The organism is Xanthobacter pseudotagetidis (assembly GCF_043194795.2).
Classification (GTDB): Bacteria; Pseudomonadota; Alphaproteobacteria; order Rhizobiales; family Xanthobacteraceae; genus Xanthobacter; species Xanthobacter tagetidis_A.
Map to the genome: position 1 here is coordinate 4,217,916 of NZ_CM195534.1, position 17,037 is coordinate 4,234,952.

Annotated in this window: 14 protein-coding genes; 9 read left to right on the forward strand and 5 right to left on the reverse strand. The window is 71.7% G+C overall.

The genetic code is table 11. The features are described from left to right. The first annotated feature begins 1 nt into the window (after position 1). From V5F67_RS19335 to V5F67_RS19345, 3 genes are all read left to right on the forward strand, one after another. Entirely contained in the window at positions 2 to 1,771 is a 1,770-nt protein-coding gene (locus V5F67_RS19335) for a NirA family protein (protein WP_394021819.1), read from the forward strand. Next, a complete protein-coding gene (locus V5F67_RS19340) occupies positions 1,768 to 3,381 on the forward strand; it encodes a sulfite reductase subunit alpha (RefSeq protein WP_394021818.1) in 1,614 nt (537 codons plus the stop codon). The genes V5F67_RS19335 and V5F67_RS19340 overlap by 4 nt, the downstream gene beginning before the upstream one ends. Before the next feature lie 219 nt (positions 3,382 to 3,600). Continuing rightward, positions 3,601 to 6,312 (forward strand): nitrate reductase, encoded by a 2,712-nt coding sequence (locus V5F67_RS19345; RefSeq protein ID WP_394021817.1) that lies wholly within the window; start codon positions 3,601 to 3,603, stop codon positions 6,310 to 6,312. A gap of 81 nt (positions 6,313 to 6,393) precedes the next feature. On the opposite strand, the gene ppa is transcribed toward V5F67_RS19345, so the two are convergent. Next, the gene (ppa, locus tag V5F67_RS19350; RefSeq protein ID WP_394021816.1) at positions 6,394 to 6,927 is read right to left on the reverse strand and encodes an inorganic diphosphatase; all 534 of its coding nucleotides are present in this window, start codon (positions 6,925 to 6,927) and stop codon (positions 6,394 to 6,396) included. A 235-nt stretch (positions 6,928 to 7,162) separates the two neighbouring features. Beyond that, positions 7,163 to 7,672 carry a GNAT family N-acetyltransferase gene (locus tag V5F67_RS19355; RefSeq protein WP_394021815.1) on the reverse strand — a complete coding sequence of 170 codons (510 nt, stop codon included), beginning with the start codon at positions 7,670 to 7,672 and terminating at the stop codon, positions 7,163 to 7,165. Between the two features lie 230 nt (positions 7,673 to 7,902). On the opposite strand from V5F67_RS19355, the gene V5F67_RS19360 reads away from it, so the two are divergent. The 3 genes from V5F67_RS19360 to V5F67_RS19370 all read left to right on the forward strand — a co-directional run bounded on the left by V5F67_RS19360 (position 7,903) and on the right by V5F67_RS19370 (position 9,867). Further along, entirely contained in the window at positions 7,903 to 8,217 is a 315-nt protein-coding gene (locus tag V5F67_RS19360; protein WP_394021814.1) for a hypothetical protein, read from the forward strand. A 166-nt stretch (positions 8,218 to 8,383) separates the two neighbouring features. Then, a complete protein-coding gene (gene msrA, locus V5F67_RS19365; RefSeq protein ID WP_394021813.1) occupies positions 8,384 to 9,040 on the forward strand; it encodes a peptide-methionine (S)-S-oxide reductase MsrA in 657 nt (218 codons plus the stop codon). Between the two features lie 137 nt (positions 9,041 to 9,177). After that, positions 9,178 to 9,867 carry a fumarylacetoacetate hydrolase family protein gene (locus tag V5F67_RS19370; RefSeq protein ID WP_394021812.1) on the forward strand — a complete coding sequence of 230 codons (690 nt, stop codon included), beginning with the start codon at positions 9,178 to 9,180 and terminating at the stop codon, positions 9,865 to 9,867. A gap of 12 nt (positions 9,868 to 9,879) precedes the next feature. Here the strand turns inward: V5F67_RS19370 and V5F67_RS19375 are convergent, their stop codons facing one another. The 3 genes from V5F67_RS19375 to V5F67_RS19385 are packed head-to-tail and all read right to left on the reverse strand — an operon-like array spanning position 9,880 to position 12,076. Further along, positions 9,880 to 10,563, reverse strand: a complete 684-nt coding sequence (locus tag V5F67_RS19375) for an adenosylcobinamide amidohydrolase (RefSeq protein ID WP_394021811.1) — start codon at positions 10,561 to 10,563, stop codon at positions 9,880 to 9,882. Next, complete coding sequence (locus V5F67_RS19380) at positions 10,560 to 11,771, reverse strand: beta-ketoacyl-[acyl-carrier-protein] synthase family protein (protein ID WP_394021810.1); 1,212 nt, start codon at positions 11,769 to 11,771, stop codon at positions 10,560 to 10,562. Before V5F67_RS19380 ends, V5F67_RS19375 begins: the two co-directional genes overlap by 4 nt. A gap of 20 nt (positions 11,772 to 11,791) precedes the next feature. Beyond that, positions 11,792 to 12,076: an acyl carrier protein gene (locus V5F67_RS19385; RefSeq protein WP_394021809.1), complete on the reverse strand. Its 285-nt coding sequence runs from the start codon at positions 12,074 to 12,076 to the stop codon at positions 11,792 to 11,794. Between the two features lie 348 nt (positions 12,077 to 12,424). Here V5F67_RS19385 and V5F67_RS19390 point away from each other — a divergent pair, with 348 nt between their 5' ends. The 3 genes from V5F67_RS19390 (at position 12,425) to V5F67_RS19400 (ending at position 17,034) form a co-directional block, all read left to right on the forward strand. Then, positions 12,425 to 13,270 (forward strand): NADPH-dependent oxidoreductase, encoded by an 846-nt coding sequence (locus V5F67_RS19390; RefSeq protein ID WP_394021808.1) that lies wholly within the window; start codon positions 12,425 to 12,427, stop codon positions 13,268 to 13,270. Positions 13,271 to 13,378: 108 nt separating this feature from the next. Beyond that, positions 13,379 to 16,303, forward strand: coding sequence for a molybdopterin oxidoreductase family protein (locus V5F67_RS19395; protein ID WP_394021807.1), 2,925 nt, complete (start codon positions 13,379 to 13,381; stop codon positions 16,301 to 16,303). Continuing rightward, complete coding sequence (locus tag V5F67_RS19400) at positions 16,300 to 17,034, forward strand: 4Fe-4S dicluster domain-containing protein (RefSeq protein WP_394021806.1); 735 nt, start codon at positions 16,300 to 16,302, stop codon at positions 17,032 to 17,034. Before V5F67_RS19395 ends, V5F67_RS19400 begins: the two co-directional genes overlap by 4 nt. The last annotated feature ends 3 nt before the right edge of the window (positions 17,035 to 17,037 follow it).

A 17,037-nucleotide genomic window follows, 5' to 3' on the forward strand; every position in this document is an offset into this window, starting at 1 on the left:
AATGGGCGGAGATTTCAGCCTCGATCAGAAGCGCTACCTGGAGGGCTTCGTCTCCGGCGCGCAGGCGGCCCGCGCCGGGCGTGGCCTCGCGCCGGCCGGCGCCCCGGCCCCCGCCGCCGAGCCCACCGGCCCGGACGCCGCCAGCCACCGCGCCATGGCGCGACAGGAGGCGGAGGGGCGCAGGCTCACCCCCGAGGAGAAGGCCAAGCGCGAGGAGCTGGGCCTCGATTCCTACGACAAGATCAAGGCTTACGCGCGCGATGGCCAATTCCCCAAGGGCCAGGACATGCTGCGCTGGAAGTATCACGGCCTGTTCTATGTCGCCCCGGCGCAGGACAGCTACATGTGCCGCCTGCGCATTCCCGGCGGCATCCTCACCCACTGGCAGCTGCGCGGCGTCGCCGGGATCGCCGAGGCCCACGGCGGCGGCTACACCGACGTGACCACCCGCGCCAACCTGCAGATCCGCGAGATCGCGGCCACCGCCGCCGTCGCGGTGCTGGAAGGGCTGGTGGATCTCGGCCTCACCGCCAAGGGCTCGGGCGCCGACAACATCCGCAACGTCACCGGCACGCCCACCGCCGGCATCGACCCGCAGGAGCTGCTCGACACCCGGCCCCACGCCCGCGAATGGCACCACTACATCCTGAACGCCCGCGACATGTACGGCCTGCCGCGCAAGTTCAACGTCGCCTTCGACGGCGCCGGCCGCATCGGCGCGCTGGAGGACACCAACGACATCGGCTTCCAGGCCATCGAGGTGAAGGACGGCTTCGGCGTCGCCCCCGGCGTCTGGTATCGCCTCGCGCTCGGCGGCATCACCGGCCACCGGGATTTCGCCCGCGACACCGGGGCGATCGTGCGCCCGGAGGACGCCACACGGGTGGCCGCCGCCATCGTGCGGGTCTTCATCGACACCGGCGACCGCTCCGACCGCAAGAAGGCGCGGCTGAAATATGTGCTCGACGCCATGGGCTTCGACGGCTTCCTGGCGAAGGTGGAGGAGAAGCTCGGCGCCCCCCTCACCCGCGTGCCGGCCGAGGCGGTGGCGCCGCGCGCCGAGCCGGACCGCCTCGCCCATCTCGGCGTCCACCCGCAGAAGCAGGCGGGGCTGAGCTATCTCGGCGTCGGCCTGCCGGTGGGCCGCATGAGCGTGTCCCAGATGCGCGGCCTCGCCGACATCGCCGCCCGCCACGGCGACGGCGACATCCGCCTCACGGTCTGGCAGAACCTGCTGATCTCCGGCATCCCCGATGCCGCGATCGAGGCGGCGAAGGCGGCCGTCGCGGCGCTCGGCCTGAGCGTCGAGGCGAGCCCCCTCCAGGCCGGCCTCGTCGCCTGCACCGGCTCGAAGGGCTGCCGCTTCGCCGCCGCCGACACCAAGGGCACCGCCCGCGCCATCCAGGCCCATTGCGAAGGCCGCGTCACGCTCGACGCGCCGGTGAACATCCACGTCACCGGCTGCCACAATTCCTGCGCCCAGCATTATATCGGCGACATCGGCCTGATCGGTGCCCGCGTGCCGATCAACGACGACGGCGACACGGTGGACGGCTTCCACCTCCTGGTGGGCGGCGGCTTCGGCGCCGATGCCGCCATCGCCACCGAGCTGAAGCGCGACGTGAAGGCCGAGGACGCCCCGCGCGTGGTCGAGGGCCTGCTGAAGGCCTGGCTCGCCCACCGCGAGGACGGCGAGACCTTCGCCCAGTTCTCCCGCCGGCTCGATGCCGGCACCCTCGTGACCCTCGCCGACCGGGAGGTCGCGCCATGAGCCTCCAGAGCCGACCGCCCCTCGTGCCCTTCCTGCCCGAAAGCGCGCCCTTCACGCCGGAACAGCGCGCCTGGCTGAACGGCTTCTTCGCCGGCATCTTCAGCGGCGAGGCGCCGGCCGGCGCCACCGCGCTCTCGGCCGGCGACGCCGCCGCCTTGATGCCGGAGCTGAAGGCCGCCGACGCGCCGGAGGACGATGGCGCGCCCTGGCACGATCCCGCCATGCCCATGGCCGAGCGCATGGCGCTCGCCGAAGGCAAGGCGCTGCCGCGCCGGCTGATGGCGGCCATGGCGCAGCAGGATTGCGGCCAGTGCGGCTATGTCTGCGAGACCTACGCCGCCGCCATCGCGGCGGGCGCCGAGCCGAAGCTCAATCTCTGCGCCCCCGGGGGCAAGGAGACGCTGCGCATGCTCAAGCAGCTCACCGAGGGCGAAGGCGCCGCCACGGCGCCCGCCGCCCCCGCTGCGGCCGCGCCCAAGACCGAGGCCGCGCCCGCACCTCTCGGCACGCGCGACAATCCCGGCACCGTCACCTTCCTCGGCCGGCGCCAGCTCAACAGGGAGGGCTCGGAGAAGGAGACCTTCCACATCGACTTCGATCTCGAAGGCTCGGGGCTCGACTATGTGGCGGGCGACAGCTTCGGCATCTTCCCGGCCAACGATCCGGCCCTCGTGGACCGGGTGATCGCGGCGATCCACGCGCCGGAAGACTTCCCGATCGCCGGCAAGACCCTGCGCGAGGTGCTGACCCACGAGGCGTGCCTGAAGTCGCCGCCCGACGCGCTGTTCCAGCTCGTCTCCTATCTGGTCGGCGGCGCCCGCAAGGAGACGGCCAAGCGCCTCGCCGCCGGCGAGGACCCGGACGGCGACGCCGCGCGCCTCGACGTCCTGGCGGCGCTGGAGAAGTTCCCCGGCATAAGGCCCGATCCGGAAGCCTTCGTCGAGGCCCTGGAGCCGCTCCAGCCGCGCCTCTACTCCATCTCCTCCAGCCCCGCGGCGACGCCGGGCCGCCTGTCGCTGACCGTGGACAAGGTGCGCTATGAGGCCTTCGGCCGGGAGCGGCTGGGCGTGGCCTCCAGCTTCCTGGGCGAGCGCATCCCCGAGGGCACCAAGCTCAAGGCCTATATCCAGAAGGCCCATGGCTTCGGCCTGCCGCAGGACCCGGCGAAGGGCGTCATCATGGTGGGGCCGGGCACCGGCATCGCCCCGTTCCGCGCCTTCCTCCACGAGCGGGCCGCGACCAATGCGCCGGGCCCGAACTGGCTGTTCTTCGGCCACCAGCGGCGCGACACGGACTTCTTCTACGAGGAGGAGTTGTCCGCCTTCCAGGCGCAGGGCGTGCTCACCCGGCTCGACACCGCCTGGTCGCGGGACGGCGCGCAGAAGGTCTACGTCCAGGACCGGATCCGCGCCGCCGGCGCCGAGCTCTGGGACTGGCTGAACGCGGGCGCCCACTTCTACATCTGCGGCGACGCCAAGCGCATGGCCAAGGACGTGGAGAGCGCGCTCGCCGACGTGGCGGCGGCCCATGGCGGGCTCGGCCCGCATGCGGCGGCGACCTTCCTCGCCGACCTGAAGAAGGCCGGGCGCTTCCAGGCGGACGTCTACTGATGGGGGATGCGATGCCTCATCTCCGGACTGCAGCCCGCTCTCATCCGCGCGCCGTCATGCCCCGGCTTGTCCGGGGCATCCACCCGGCCGCAAGCTGTGCGCGTGAAGGCCGGGTCCGGTCACGGCGTGGATCACCCGGGCACGCCGGGGGATGACAGGTCTGGTGTTAAACGACGCCCTGCATGGATCGATCAGGGCCAAGCCTCAGGCAAGACCGGCATGAACGGCCCCCTCACCTCGCCCCCTTCGGTGAACTCCACCTGCCCCTATTGCGGCGTCGGCTGCGGCGTCGCGGTGGCGCCGGACGGGGCCGGCGGCGCCCATGTGGAAGGCGACAAGGCCCATCCCGCCAATCTCGGCCGGCTCTGCTCCAAGGGCGCGGCGCTGGGCGAGACGCTGGGGCTCGGCACCCGCCTGCTCCATCCCCTGATGCGCGCCGGCGACGGCCCCCTGGCGCGCACCGATTGGGACGCCGCGCTCGACCGGGTGGCCAGCGGCCTCGCCGCCGTCATCGACCGCCACGGTCCGGGCGCGGTCGCCTTCTACCTGTCGGGCCAGTTGCTGACCGAGGACTATTACGTCGCCAACAAGCTGGCGAAGGGCTTCCTCGGCACCGCCCATGTGGACACCAATTCCCGGCTCTGCATGGCCTCCTCGGTCGCCGGCCACAAGCGCGCTTTCGGCTCCGACACCGTGCCCGGCTGCTACGAGGACCTGGAGGCGGCGGACCTGATCGTGCTGGTGGGCTCCAACGCCGCCTTCTGCCATCCGGTGCTGTTCCGCCGCATGGAAGCGGCGCGGGCGAAGCGCGGCACCAGGATCGTCGTCATCGATCCGCGCGGCACCGAGACCGCCGCCGAGGCGGACATGGTGCTGCCGCTCGCGCACGGCACCGACGCGATCCTGTTTTCCGGCCTTCTGGTCCACCTCGCCGATGCCGGACGGCTCGACGCCGCCTTCCTCGACCGGCACACGCAGGGCTTTCCCGAAGCCCTCGCGGCGGCGCGCGCGCTCGCGCCCAATGCGACCGCCACCGCGCGCGGCTGCGGCCTCGACGCGGCGGACGTGGCCGCCTTCTTCCGCCTGTTCGCCGCCACCGAAAAGGCGGTCACCTGCTATTCGCAGGGGGTCAACCAATCGGCCCAGGGCACCGACAAGGTGGGCGCGATCCTCAACTGCCACCTCGCCACCGGGCGCATCGGCCGCGAGGGGATGGGCCCCTTCTCCCTCACCGGCCAGCCCAACGCCATGGGCGGGCGCGAGGTGGGCGGGCTCGCCAACCAGCTCGCCGCCCACATGGGATTTTCCCCCGCCGAGGTGGACCTTGTGCGCCGCTTCTGGTCCGCGCCGCGCATGGCGGAGCGCGAGGGGCTGAAGGCCGTGGACATGTTCGCCGCCATCGGCCGCGGCGAGATCCGGGCGCTGTGGGTCATGGGCACCAACCCCGCCGTCAGCCTGCCCCGGGCGGGCGCGGTGCGCGCGGCGCTGGAGGGGCTCGACCTGTTCGTCCTGTCGGAGAACGTCGCCGCCAACGACACCTCGGCCTGCCGCCCGCACGTGGTGCTGCCCGCCGCCGCCTGGGGCGAGAAGGACGGCACCGTCACCAATTCCGAGCGCCGCATCTCGCGCCAGCGCGCCTTCCTGCCCCTGCCCGGCGAGGTCCGCCACGGCTGGTGGCCGCTCGCCGAGGTGGCGCGTCGGCTCGGCTTCGGCGATGCCTTCGCCTGGACCTCGCCCGCGGCCATCTTCCGCGAGCACGCCGCGCTCTCCGGCTTCGAGAATGGCGGCACCCGCGACTTCGACATCTCCGGCCTCGCGACGCTGTCCGACGCCGCCTATGACGCGCTGAAGCCAGTGCAATGGCCGGTGCCCGCGGACACGGCAGCCGGGACCGCGCGGATGTTCGCCGACGGCGGCTTCTTCACCGGCGACCGCCGCGCCCGCTTCGTGGTGCCGGCGCCGGTGGCGCCGCCGCAGGGGGCGGAGGGCCTGCCGCTGCTCCTCAACACCGGGCGCCTGCGCGACCAGTGGCACACCATGACCCGCACCGGCCTCTCGCCGCGCCTGTCCTCCCACGAGCCGGCGCCGTTCGTCGCCGTCCATCCGGACGACGCGGCGCGGCTCGGCCTCGCCCATGGCGGCCTCGCGCGCGTGACGAGCGCGGAGGGGGAAACCGTGCTGGAGGTGCGCGCCGATCCGCGCCAGCCGGCGGGCACCGCCTTCGCCCCCATCCACTGGAGCTTCGCCAACGCGTCCCACGGCCCCATCGGCCAGGTGGTGCAGGCGCGCACCGATCCCTTCTCCGGCCAGCCGGATTCCAAGGCCACGCCGGTGTCGCTCGCGCCGGTGCCGGCGCCCTTCGAGGGCGTGTTGCTGGCGCGGTCGGAGCTGGCGCCGCCGGAAGGCGTCTGGTGGGCCCGCGCGGCGCTCGCGGGCGGCTTCGCCTGGCGCCTCTCCGGCACGGTCGGGCCCGAGGCGTGGGCGTCCTGGTTCCGCGGCATGGGCGGCGGCGACATCATCGAGATGACCGACGCCGCCGGCGGCGCCTATCGGGCGGCGGCGTTCGACGCCGCGGGCCGGCTGGCCGCCGCTCTGTTCGTCGCTCCCGCCGGAACACGGCCGAACGCCGACGCGCTGAAGGGCCTCCTCGGCGCCGATCCGGTCTCGCCGGAGGACCGCCGCGTGCTGCTGGCGGGCCGGCGCGCCGGCCACGGGGCGGCAAGCGGACCATTGGTGTGCGCCTGCTTCGGCGTGTCGAAGGGGGAGATCGAGGCCGCCATCGGCTCCGGCTGCGCCGATGTCGAGGCGGTCGGCCGCGCCCTCAAGGCGGGCACCAATTGCGGCTCCTGCGTGCCGGAGATCCGCGCGCTGCTTTCGCGGGCGTCCCTTGAGGCGCCCGCACCCCGACCGAAGGCCGATGTCGCGGCCTGAGGTCCCCGGCTGGGGGGCTGGGGGTGGCGGGAGGCGGCGCCCTGCGTCGTCTCCCGTTACGTCATTTCGCGGCAGGCCGGCTCAGCCCTCCTGCTTCGCCCGCTCGATGCCTTCCAGGATCAGCTTCTGCGCCTCGGCGGCATCGCCCCAGCGCACGATCTTGACCCACTTGTTGGGCTCCAGGTCCTTGTAGTGCTCGAAGAAGTGCTCGATCTGCTTCAGCGTGATGTCCGGCAGGTCGGAATAGTTCTGCACGCGATCGTAGCGCTTGGTGAGCTTGTGCGACGGCACGGCGATGATCTTCTCGTCCAGGCCGCTCTCGTCCTCCATCAGCAGCACGCCCACCGGGCGCGCGCTGATATAGGCGCCGGGCACGATGGCGCGGGTGTTGGCCACCAGCACGTCGCACGGGTCGCCGTCGCCCGAGAGGGTGTGCGGGATGAAGCCGTAATTTCCCGGATAGCGCATGGCGGTATAGAGGAAGCGGTCGACGAACAGGGTGCCCGCCGCCTTGTCCATCTCGTACTTGATGGGCTCGCCGCCGATCGGAACCTCGATCACCACGTTGACGTCCTCGGGCGGGTTCTTGCCGATCGGGATCGCATCGATGCGCATGTCACACTCGCATTTGGGCCGAGATCGCACGCCGCACGGCTGGCATGTCCGGCCGGTCGGAACGCGCGGTCTCCCTGAAATTCAGAGGGCGATGGCCCGGGCAGATTGGCTCAATCCGCCCGGATCGCGCTCCAGGAGCGCATGAGCTAGAGCACGCGGCGCGCCGCTTGCAAAGCTAGCTGATCGGCGCATGGCGCCGCCCCCGGGCAGGATCGGCGCCCGCGCCCATGCGGGGCTACCGCTGCCAAGCGAAGGCCACCTTGTCCAGCGATTTCGTGCCGAACTGCTCCGTGGAGGATGCGACCGGTTGCCCTCCCAGGGCCTTGTAGAAGCCGACCGCGTTCTCGTTGTCGGCCAGCGCCCAGACCACGAGGCCCTCGAGCCGGGCGAGCGCCAGGTCGCGCCGCGCCGCCGCGAACAGGCGCTGGCCGAAGCCGAGCCCCTGGTACAGCGGCTGGAGGTAGATCTCGTAGATCTCGCCGCCGAACGGCAGGCTCTTGGCGCGGTTGCCGCCATAATTCACATAGCCGGCGACGTCGTCGCCCACCAGGAGCACCGAGATGCGGCTGCCGCGCCGGATCGCGGCGTCCCACCATTTGGGGCCGCGCCGCTCCACCATGCGCTCGAGCTCGAGGCCGGGGATCAGGCCGCGATAGGCCGCGCGCCACGCCGCGTCATGCACCGCCGCGACCGCCGTCGCGTCGGCGGGCTTCGCCCTGCGGATTTCGATCAGGCCCGTGCTCATGCCCTGATGGAAGCAAACCCGGCGCCGCCCTTCAAGGGGCATCGCACGGAGATGCACCAATTCCAGGTTTGGCGGTGCGTGCGACCGGGCCCGCCGCCAATCCCGACGCGCAGCGCTGGCCGGCCGCGCGCGCCGGGGGCTACATGCGCGGCGCCGGCCATGACATAAGGGGCAGGACCGGCGGCGGGACATGGCGCCCGCGGCGCAACCCGAGGGACCAGCCTTCGCTCATGATCCGCTTCTTCCTGCGCTTCACCGGCTTCTGGCTGCTGGCCGCCGGCTTCGTCGCCCTCATCGTCGACGGCACGCGCTCGATCGCCGCCTCCTCGCTGCTGCTGATGTCGGCGGGTGACGCCTGGTACGCCCTCGCCCCCGGCAGCCTCGCGGCGCTCGAATCCTGGGCGCGGGCGAAGTCCCCGGCGCTTTGGGAGAACGTGCTCACCTCGGTGCTGTCGGCGCCGGCCTTCCTGCTGCTGCTGGTCCTCGGCATCGTGCTGATGACCCTCGGCCGGGTGCGCGAGCGCTCGCGCTTCGAGGTCGGCTGATCCCTCCCCCTCGCACAATCGCGCCGGGCTCCCCATATCTGGGGTCCTGGCCGGCCATCTGGTCCCTTGCCTTTGCGATGGCCGCGCCGCAGGTCCTGTCTCATGATGCGCCGAACCGCCCTGCCCCGCTTCCGGGCACGGGGCGCTGCGCGCGAGGAGCCGTGCCATGCTCTTTTTCCGCAAGTCGCCGGAGCTTCCCACCCGTGAGGAGGCGCTGCAGGGACGCGAGGCCGCCATTCCCACGGCGCGCGACCATTTCGTGAATGGCCATCCGCTGAAGGGCCCCTATCCCGCGGGCCTGAAGAGCGCCGTGTTCGCCCTCGGCTGCTTCTGGGGCGCGGAGCGCAAGTTCTGGCAGGTGCCGGGCGTGTTCGTGACGGCGGCCGGCTACATCGCCGGCCACACGCCGAACCCAACCTATGAGGAGGTGTGCTCCGGCCGCACCGGCCACACCGAGGGCGTGCTGGTGGTCTACGATCCCGCCGCGGTGTCGCTCGACCAGCTGCTGAAGGTGTTCTTCGAGGCCCACGATCCCACGCAGGGCATGCGCCAGGGCAACGACATCGGCACCCAGTACCGCTCGGGCATCTATCTGGACGATCCCGCCGACCTCGCCCGTGCCGAGGCGGCGAAGTCCGCCTACGCGGCGGCGCTGAAGGCGAAGGGCTTCGGGCCCGTCACCACGGAGATCGCCGCGGCCGGCCCGTTCTACTTCGCCGAGGACTACCACCAGCAGTATCTGGCCAAGAACCCGCACGGCTATTGCGGGCTCGGCGGCACCGGCGTCGCCTGCCAGATCGGCACCGGGGTGGCCGCCGAATAACGTTGGGAGAGCCGGGCCATGCGGCCCGGCTCTCCTTTTTCCGCCCGGCGCCGGGCTGCCGCGGTTCGTGATGCCGCCGCCCTTTCCTCCCGCGGCGGCGAGGCCTATGGAGGGGCGACCATCCGCCGGAGCCTCCCATGCCCGCTTATGCCTTCTCGCCCGCCGCGGTTCCGACCCTGCCCATCGTCGGCAGCGACGCTTTGTTCCCAGTCCACCGCATCTACTGCGTCGGCCGCAACTTCGCCGACCACGCCATCGAGATGGGCCACGACCCCTCCAAGGAGCCGCCCTTCTTCTTCCAGAAGAACCCGGACACGCTGGTGCATTCGGGCGCCACCATCCCCTATCCCAAGGGCTCGACGGACGTGCACCACGAGGTGGAGCTGGTGGTGGCGCTGAAGGAAGGCGGCGAGGACATCCCGGTCGCCCGCGCCCTCGACCACGTGTTCGGCTATGCGGTGGGCCTCGACCTCACCCGCCGCGACCTCCAGGCCGAGGCCAAGAAGCTCGGCCGCCCGTGGGAGGTGGCCAAGGCGTTCGAGGAATCGGCCCCCTGCAGCGCCATCGTGCCCACCGGCATCTGCGGCCATCCGGACCAGGGCCGCATCTTCCTGAAGGTCAACGGCGAGACGCGCCAGGACGGAAACCTCAACCAGATGATCTGGAAGGTGCCGGAGATGATCGCGATCCTCTCCACCCTGTTCCGGCTCGCGCCCGGCGACCTGATCTTCGCCGGAACGCCCGCCGGCGTCGGCGCCATCGCCCGCAGCGACGTGCTGGAAGGCGGCGTCGACAATGTGGGCGAGATCCGCCTCACCATCGGCTGAGGGGCGGGCCGCTCAGGAGGCGGACTGGTCCCTGATCCATTGGGCCGCCGCCTCCCGCGTCGCCGACAGCACGGCGGCGCCGAGCGCCTCGCCAGCCGCGGTGTGCAGGCCGGCATATTCGTGCGGCGCCGTTCCCGGCACGGCGGCCGGCGCGCTCACCACCACGCAGTCGGTGCCGGTGCCCGTGACCGGCGCGTCCTGCCCCTCCCGGTGGTAGCCGGCCTCCAGGATCGCCACCGTGCGCGCCTCGACGGCGATGGACAGCGCCTCCGCCAGCGCCGCATTCGTGAGCGGCACCGAGAGCGCGGCCAGGATGTTCACCGTGCCCACCCGCTCCGGCAGCCGCGACGGCACGCGCATGCCCACGCGCTCGCCATTGTTGAGCCCGAGCGTGACCAGCGCCCCGGCGCCGACGCCGTCCACCCGCCGCGTCGCCCGGTGGTGGCGGGCGATGTCGCGGGACGTCATCAGCCCCACCGCCTCCTGAAGCCCCTCCGCGGCAAGGCGGTCGGCCAGAAGCGCGCGCGGGTCCACGTCCGGGGCGAGGTCGCCGTCCCGCACCTCCAGCATCGCCACCGCGTGGGCGGTGACGAAGCCGGGCCTGCTGATGGACCAGGAGAGCATGCGCTGGGGCGCGGAAAAGCGCGCCACCAGGAGCGGGCGCCGGAAGTCGACCTCGAACAGCGCTGGGGTCAATGCCAGGCCTTGAGCGCCAGCACGGCGTTGAGGCCGCCGAAGGCGAAGGCGTTGACCAGGGCGTGGTCCACCGCGTGGTCGCGCGCGGCGTTGGGCACGCAGTCGATGGCGCAGTCCGGGTCCGGCACCCGGTAGCCCATGGTCGGCGGCACGAAGCCCTCGCGCATGGCGAGCACCGTGGCGAGCACGCCCAAAGCGCCCGCCGCGCCGAGGCAGTGGCCGTGCATGGACTTGGTGGAGGAGACCGGCACCTTGGCGAGCCGCTCGCCGAAGACGGCGCGCAGGGCGGCGGCCTCGGTCTTGTCGTTGAGCACCGTGCCGGTGCCGTGGGCGCTCACATAGTCGATCGCCTCGGGGGCGATGCCGGCATCCGCCAAGGCGAGGCGCATGGCGCGCGCGGTGCTGGTGCCGTCGGGGGCGGTGAGGTCGTTGCCGTCGGCGCTCATGCCGAAGCCAACCACCTCGGCCAGGATCTCGGCGCCGCGACCCCGCGCGCGCTCCATCTCCTCCAGCACCACCACGCCGCCCGCCTCGCCGAGCACGAGGCCGTTGCGGTCGGCGGAGAACGGGCGGCAGCCGTCCGGGCTCAGCACCCGCAGCGCCTCCCAGGCCTTGAGGAAGCCGAGCGTGTGGGGCGCCTCGCTGCCGCCGGTGAGCGCCACGTCGAGAAGCCCCGAGCGGATCATATGGAACGACAGGCCGATGGCGTGGCTCGCCGAAGAACAGGCGGAGGCCACCGCGAAGGACGGCCCCAGCACCCTGTGCGCCATGGAGATCTGGCTCGCCGAGGAGGACGGCATGGAGCGCGGCACGGTGAAGGGATGCGGGCGCCCGGGCGGCGTGGCATTGAGCCGCTGATAGCCGTCCTCGATGGACTGGAAGCCGACGGACGCGCCGTAGATCACGCCCGCCTTCTCGGGCGCCACGCCTTCGAGCGCGTCGCCGGCCGCCGCCACCGCCTCGCGGGCGGCCCCCAGAGCGAGCTCGGAATTGCGGTCCATGAGACCGCGCTGGCGCGGCTCGAGAAAGGCGTCGGGATTGAAGTCGGCGGCCTCGGCGAAGCACTTCACGCGCAATTGCGCACCGTCCATGAGGCGGGTCGGGCCGATGCCGACCTTGCCCGCCTTCAGGCTCGCAAGGTGCTCGGCGACGTTCGCGCCGATGGACGAGATCGCCCCAAGGCCCGTGATGACGACGCGCCGGCTCATGGAAATGTCCCGCTTCGCGATCAGCCGGCGGACGAAGCGGAGGCCCGTCCGGCCTTGGCGTCGACGAGCTTGATCACATGGTCGACCAGGGTGAACACCGGCACGTCGGTGGTCTCCAGAGGCCCTTCCGAGGGGACCTCGATCTGGAACCGGTCCTCGATCTTGAAGATCAGCTCCACCAGGTCGAGCGAGCCGATTCCAAGGTCGGAAACGGTGGTGTTCTCGTCCACGACGGCCGGGTCGACGGAGGCCTCTTCCGCGATGACTTCCAGGACCTGTCTCTTGCGCGCCTCGACATCCACCACGCGAACCTCCACGCCGATCCCGCCGTCCGGCCCTCCTGCGGCCGCCCCGGCGAGGGCGGCGCTAACATGCACAGGCTCCCACCGGATGTCTACCTGGGGCGAGGCAGCCACAGCTCGCAGCCTTCCGGTTTCGCGCCGGCGCGCCGCCGTCACGAAACCGGCCTGCCGTGAAGGACCACCCCGCCTCCGTATCTTCTTATATATGCACCGCTGATCCGTCCGCACCACTTGGGCCGGGCGGGGCCGGGCTGTACCTTTGCCGTCGGTCCGCCGACCGGCGCGCGGCCGTGCCGTCGTTCGGGCCGGACGAGATCGCCCGCTCTTCGCGAACGATAAGGAGCATGCCCCTTGTCCACGCCTTCCGCCGCGCCTGCCGCTTCCGACGCCACATCCCTGCTCCAGGCCCGCTATGGCGCCGCCGGCGGACCGGCCGACATCCGGCTGAACGCCGTCATCGCCGGGCTGCTGGCGCACCGCACCGTCCGCGCCTTCGCCGACCGCCCCCTGCCCCCCGGCACCGTCGAGACCCTGGCGGCGGCCGCCCAGTCCGCCGCGTCCTCCTCGAACCTGCAGACCTTCAGCATCGTGGCGGTGGAGAATGCCGAGACCCGGCACGCGCTCTCCCGGCTCGCCGGCGGCCAGGCGCATGTGGCGCAGGCGCCGCTGGTGATGGTCTGGCTCGCCGACCTCGCGCGGCTGGCGGAGCTCGGCCGCCGAGACGCGGCGCCCACGGAAGGGCTCGATTATCTGGAGATGCTGCTGGTCGGGGTGATCGACGCCGCGCTCGCGGCGCAGAACGCGGTGGTGGCGCTGGAATCCCTCGGGCTCGGCAGCTGCTATATCGGCGCGCTGCGCAACCATCCGCAGGAGGTGGCCGAGCTGCTGGGCCTGCCGCCGCACGTGATGGCGGTGTTCGGCCTCAGCGTCGGCCATCCCGACCCCGCGCGCCCGGCGCGGGTGAAGCCGCGCCTGCCGCAGGCCCTGGTGCTCCACCGCGAGCGCTACGATGCGCGCCTGCCCGCCGCCGCGGTGGCGGACTATGACGCGACGCTCACCGCGTTCCAGAAGGCGGAGGGCATGGCCGAGGTGGGCTGGACCTCCACCGCCCTCAACCGGGTGCGCGGCCCCCAGTCGCTGAGCGGGCGCGACCGGCTCGCCGGCGTGCTCCAGGCGCTCGGCTTCCCGCTGCGCTGACGCGGCCTTGCGGTTCCGCCCGGGCGTCGCGATCAATCTCATTGCAAGATGGAATTGATCTAAAACATCTATTGGACCCCGCCGCGCGGCGGGGTCCATCTATTTCACATGATGCACAACGGTTATCGAGGGGCGAATTCCGCGCCCACGCAGCGGCCCCTGCCCCACCCCCATGCGCCCGCCGAGCCGGACCATGTGGAGACCTCGCCGAAGATCGGCGACGAGGTCGCCAAGACCACCTGCTACATGTGCGCCTGCCGCTGCGGCATCGAGGTGCACCTGCGGGACGGCAAGGTCCGCTACATCAACGGCAACAAGGACCACCCGGTCAATCGCGGCGTGCTGTGCGGCAAGGGCAGCGCCGGCATCATGCAGCATTACAGCCCGGCACGGCTGAAGAAGCCGCTGCTGCGCACCGGCGAGCGCGGCTCCGGCGAGTTCCGCGAGATCGAGTGGGAGGAGGCGCTCGCCATCGCCGCCGAGCGGCTCGGAAACATCCGCGCGACCGACCCCAAGAAGCTCGCCTTCTTCACCGGGCGCGACCAGTCCCAGTCGCTCACCGGCTGGTGGGCGGCGAAGTTCGGCACCCCCAACTTCGCCGCCCATGGCGGCTTCTGCTCCGTCAACATGGCGGTGGGCGGCCTCTACACCGTGGGCGGGGCATTCTGGGAGTTCGGCGAGCCGGACTGGGAGCACGCCAAGTACTTCCTGCTGTTCGGCGTCGCCGAGGACCACGATTCCAACCCCATCAAGATCGGCCTCGGCAAGCTGAAGGCGCGCGGGGCGAAGTTCGTCTCGGTCAATCCGGCGCGCACCGGCTACAACGCCATCGCCGACGAGTGGGTGGGCATCCGCCCCGGCACCGACGGCCTGTTCGTCATGGCGCTGATCCACGAGCTGCTGCGGGCGGGGCGGATCGACGTGCCCTATCTCGCCCGCCACACCAACGCCCCGGCGCTGGTCATCAAGGCGCCCGGCACCGCCGAGGACGGTCTCCTCCTGCGCGACGCCGAAGGCCGCATCCTCGCCTGGGACAAGGCGACCGGCGGCCCCACGCCCGCCGACGACCCCGGCCTCAGCCCGGCCTTGTCGGGCACCTTCGAGGTGGAGGGGCGCACCGCGACGCCGGTGTTCCAGCTGTTCGCCGAGCGCTATCTCGATCCCTCCTACGCCCCCGAGGCCGCCGCCGCGCGCTGCGGCGTGCCGGCGGATACCATCCGCCGCATCGCCGCCGAGCTGGCGCACGTCGCGTTCGACGAGGCGATCGAGCTGCCGGTCGCCTGGACCGACACCGCCGGCCGCCGCCACGAGACCATGACCGGCCGGCCCATCGCCATGCACGCCATGCGCGGCATCTCCGCCCACTCCAACGGCTTCCAGACCTGCCGCGCGATCCATGTGCTGCAGGTGCTGCTGGGCTCGGTGGACGTGCCCGGCGGCTGGCGCTTCAAGCCGCCGTTCCCGAAGCCGATCCCGCCCGGCCCCAAGCCCGCCGGCAAGGACGGCGGCAGGCCCATGACGCCGCTTTCCGGCATGCCGCTCGGCTTCGTCTCCGGCCCCGAAGACCTGCTCGTGGACGCGGACGGCGGCCCGGTGCGGATCGACAAGGCCTATTCCTGGGACGCCCCGCTCGCCGCCCACGGCATGATGCACATGGTGATCCGCAATGCCTGGAAGGGCGATCCCTACCGGATCGACACGCTGATGATGTACATGGCCAACATGGCCTGGAACTCGTCGATGAACACCGACGAGACCATCGCCATGCTGACCGACAAGGACGAGGACGGCGCCTACCGCATCCCCTTCATCATCTATTCGGACGCCTATTTCTCCGAGACCGTGCCCTATGCGGACCTGGTGCTGCCCGACACCACCTATCTGGAGCGGCACGACTGCATCAGCCTGCTCGACCGCCCCATCAGCCATGCGGACGGGCCGGGCGACGCCATCCGCCATCCCGTCGTCACGCCCGACCGGGACGTGCGCCCGTTCCAGAGCGTGCTGATCGAGCTCGGCGCGCGGCTCGGCCTGCCCGGCTTCGTGAACGAGGACGGCGCGGCCAAGTACAAGGACTATGCCGACTACATCGTCCACCACGAGCGCGCGCCCGGCGTCGGACCGCTGGCGGGCTGGCGCGGCACGCAGGGCGAGAAGATCGGCCGCGGCGAGGCCAATGAGGGCCAGCTCGACCGCTACATCGAGAATGGCGGCTTCTGGCACCACGAGCTGTCGCCGGACCAGCGCTACTACAAGATGGCGAACCGCTCCTACCTCGATTTCGCCGTCCATATGGGCTTCGTGCCGAAGGCCGACCCGATCGTGTTCCAGCTCTATTCCGAGCCGCTCCAGCGCTTCCGCCTCGCCGCGCGCGGGCACGGGCCGGTGGTGCCGCCGCCGGGCGACCGCGCGCGGATCGAAGCGTATTTCGACCCCCTGCCCTTCTGGTACGCGCCGCTGGAGGAGGCGGCCATCGCCACCGCCGACTATCCCATCCACGCCCTCACCCAGCGCCCCATGCACATGTACCATTCCTGGGGCTCGCAGAATGCGTGGCTGCGCCAGATCACCAGCCAGAACCGGCTGTTCGTGAACCGCCAGCTCGCCGCCGAGCTGGGGCTCGCCGACGACGACTGGGTCTGGATCGAGAGCATCAACGGCCGCGTGAAGGGCCAGATCCGCCTCGTGGACGGGGTGGAGAAGGCCACCGTGTGGACCTGGAACGCCATCGGCAAGCGCCGCGGCGCCTGGGCGCTGAAGGACGACGCGGCCGAGAGCAACCGCGGCTTCCTGCTCAACCACGCCATCGGCGACCTCTTGCCGCCGGACGTGAACGGCAAGCGCTATTCCAACTCCGACCCCATCACCGGCCAGGCGGCCTGGTTCGATCTGCGCGTGCGGCTGCGCAAGTGCCTGCCCGAGGAAGCCGGCTTCACCGAGCCGCAGTTCGCCCGGCTGCCCCTGCCGCCCAACCTTCAGCCCGCGCCGGACACGCTCCGCTTCGGCGCCCAGTTCAAGGAGGCGGCGCGATGACCTGCCTGCCCGCCAAGACCGAGAAGAGCCTCGGCCTCGTCATCGACCTCGACACCTGCGTCGGCTGCCAGGCCTGCGTCACCTCATGCAAGGAGTGGAACACCGGGGGGCACATGGCCCCGCTCACCGACCGGAACCCCTATGGCGGCACGGCGGACGGCGTATGGTTCAACCGCGTCCACACCTATGAGCACGCGGTGGACGGGGCGAGCCGCACGGTGCATTTCCCGCGCTCGTGCCTGCATTGCGAGACGCCGGCCTGCGTCACCGTCTGTCCCACCGGCGCCTCCTACAAGCGCACCGCCGACGGCATCGTGCTGGTGGACGAGGACAAGTGCATCGGCTGCAAGCTGTGCAGCTGGGCCTGCCCCTATGGCGCGCGCGAGTTCGACCTGGACGTGGGCGTGATGAAGAAGTGCACGCTCTGCGTCGACCGCATCTACAACGAGAACCTCAAGGAAGAGGACCGGGTGCCGGCCTGCGTCGCCGCCTGCCCGCCGGGGGCGCGCCACTTCGGCGACCTGGGCGACCCGAGCTCCCCCGTCTCGCAGCTGGTGGCCGCCCGCGGCGGCACCGAGCTGATGCCGGAACTGGGCTACGCCCCCACCAACCGCTATCTGCCGCCGCGCGCCAATACCGGCCACGGCCCGAAGGTGGCGGCCCCCGCGCTGGAGAGCGTCGGCGATGCCGGCGGCTTCTTCGGCTGGGTCGACCGCGTGCTGTCGCGCTGAGGA

Coding starts and splice junctions, on each gene's coding strand:
- V5F67_RS19335 (WP_394021819.1), top strand. CDS start 2: ATGGGCGGAGATTTCAGCCTCGATCAGAAGCGCTACCTGGAGGGCTTC.
- V5F67_RS19340 (WP_394021818.1), top strand. CDS start 1,768: ATGAGCCTCCAGAGCCGACCGCCCCTCGTGCCCTTCCTGCCCGAAAGC.
- V5F67_RS19345 (WP_394021817.1), top strand. CDS start 3,601: ATGAACGGCCCCCTCACCTCGCCCCCTTCGGTGAACTCCACCTGCCCC.
- ppa (WP_394021816.1), bottom strand. CDS start 6,927: ATGCGCATCGATGCGATCCCGATCGGCAAGAACCCGCCCGAGGACGTC.
- V5F67_RS19355 (WP_394021815.1), bottom strand. CDS start 7,672: ATGAGCACGGGCCTGATCGAAATCCGCAGGGCGAAGCCCGCCGACGCG.
- V5F67_RS19360 (WP_394021814.1), top strand. CDS start 7,903: ATGATCCGCTTCTTCCTGCGCTTCACCGGCTTCTGGCTGCTGGCCGCC.
- msrA (WP_394021813.1), top strand. CDS start 8,384: ATGCTCTTTTTCCGCAAGTCGCCGGAGCTTCCCACCCGTGAGGAGGCG.
- V5F67_RS19370 (WP_394021812.1), top strand. CDS start 9,178: ATGCCCGCTTATGCCTTCTCGCCCGCCGCGGTTCCGACCCTGCCCATC.
- V5F67_RS19380 (WP_394021810.1), bottom strand. CDS start 11,771: ATGAGCCGGCGCGTCGTCATCACGGGCCTTGGGGCGATCTCGTCCATC.
- V5F67_RS19395 (WP_394021807.1), top strand. CDS start 13,379: ATGATGCACAACGGTTATCGAGGGGCGAATTCCGCGCCCACGCAGCGG.
- V5F67_RS19400 (WP_394021806.1), top strand. CDS start 16,300: ATGACCTGCCTGCCCGCCAAGACCGAGAAGAGCCTCGGCCTCGTCATC.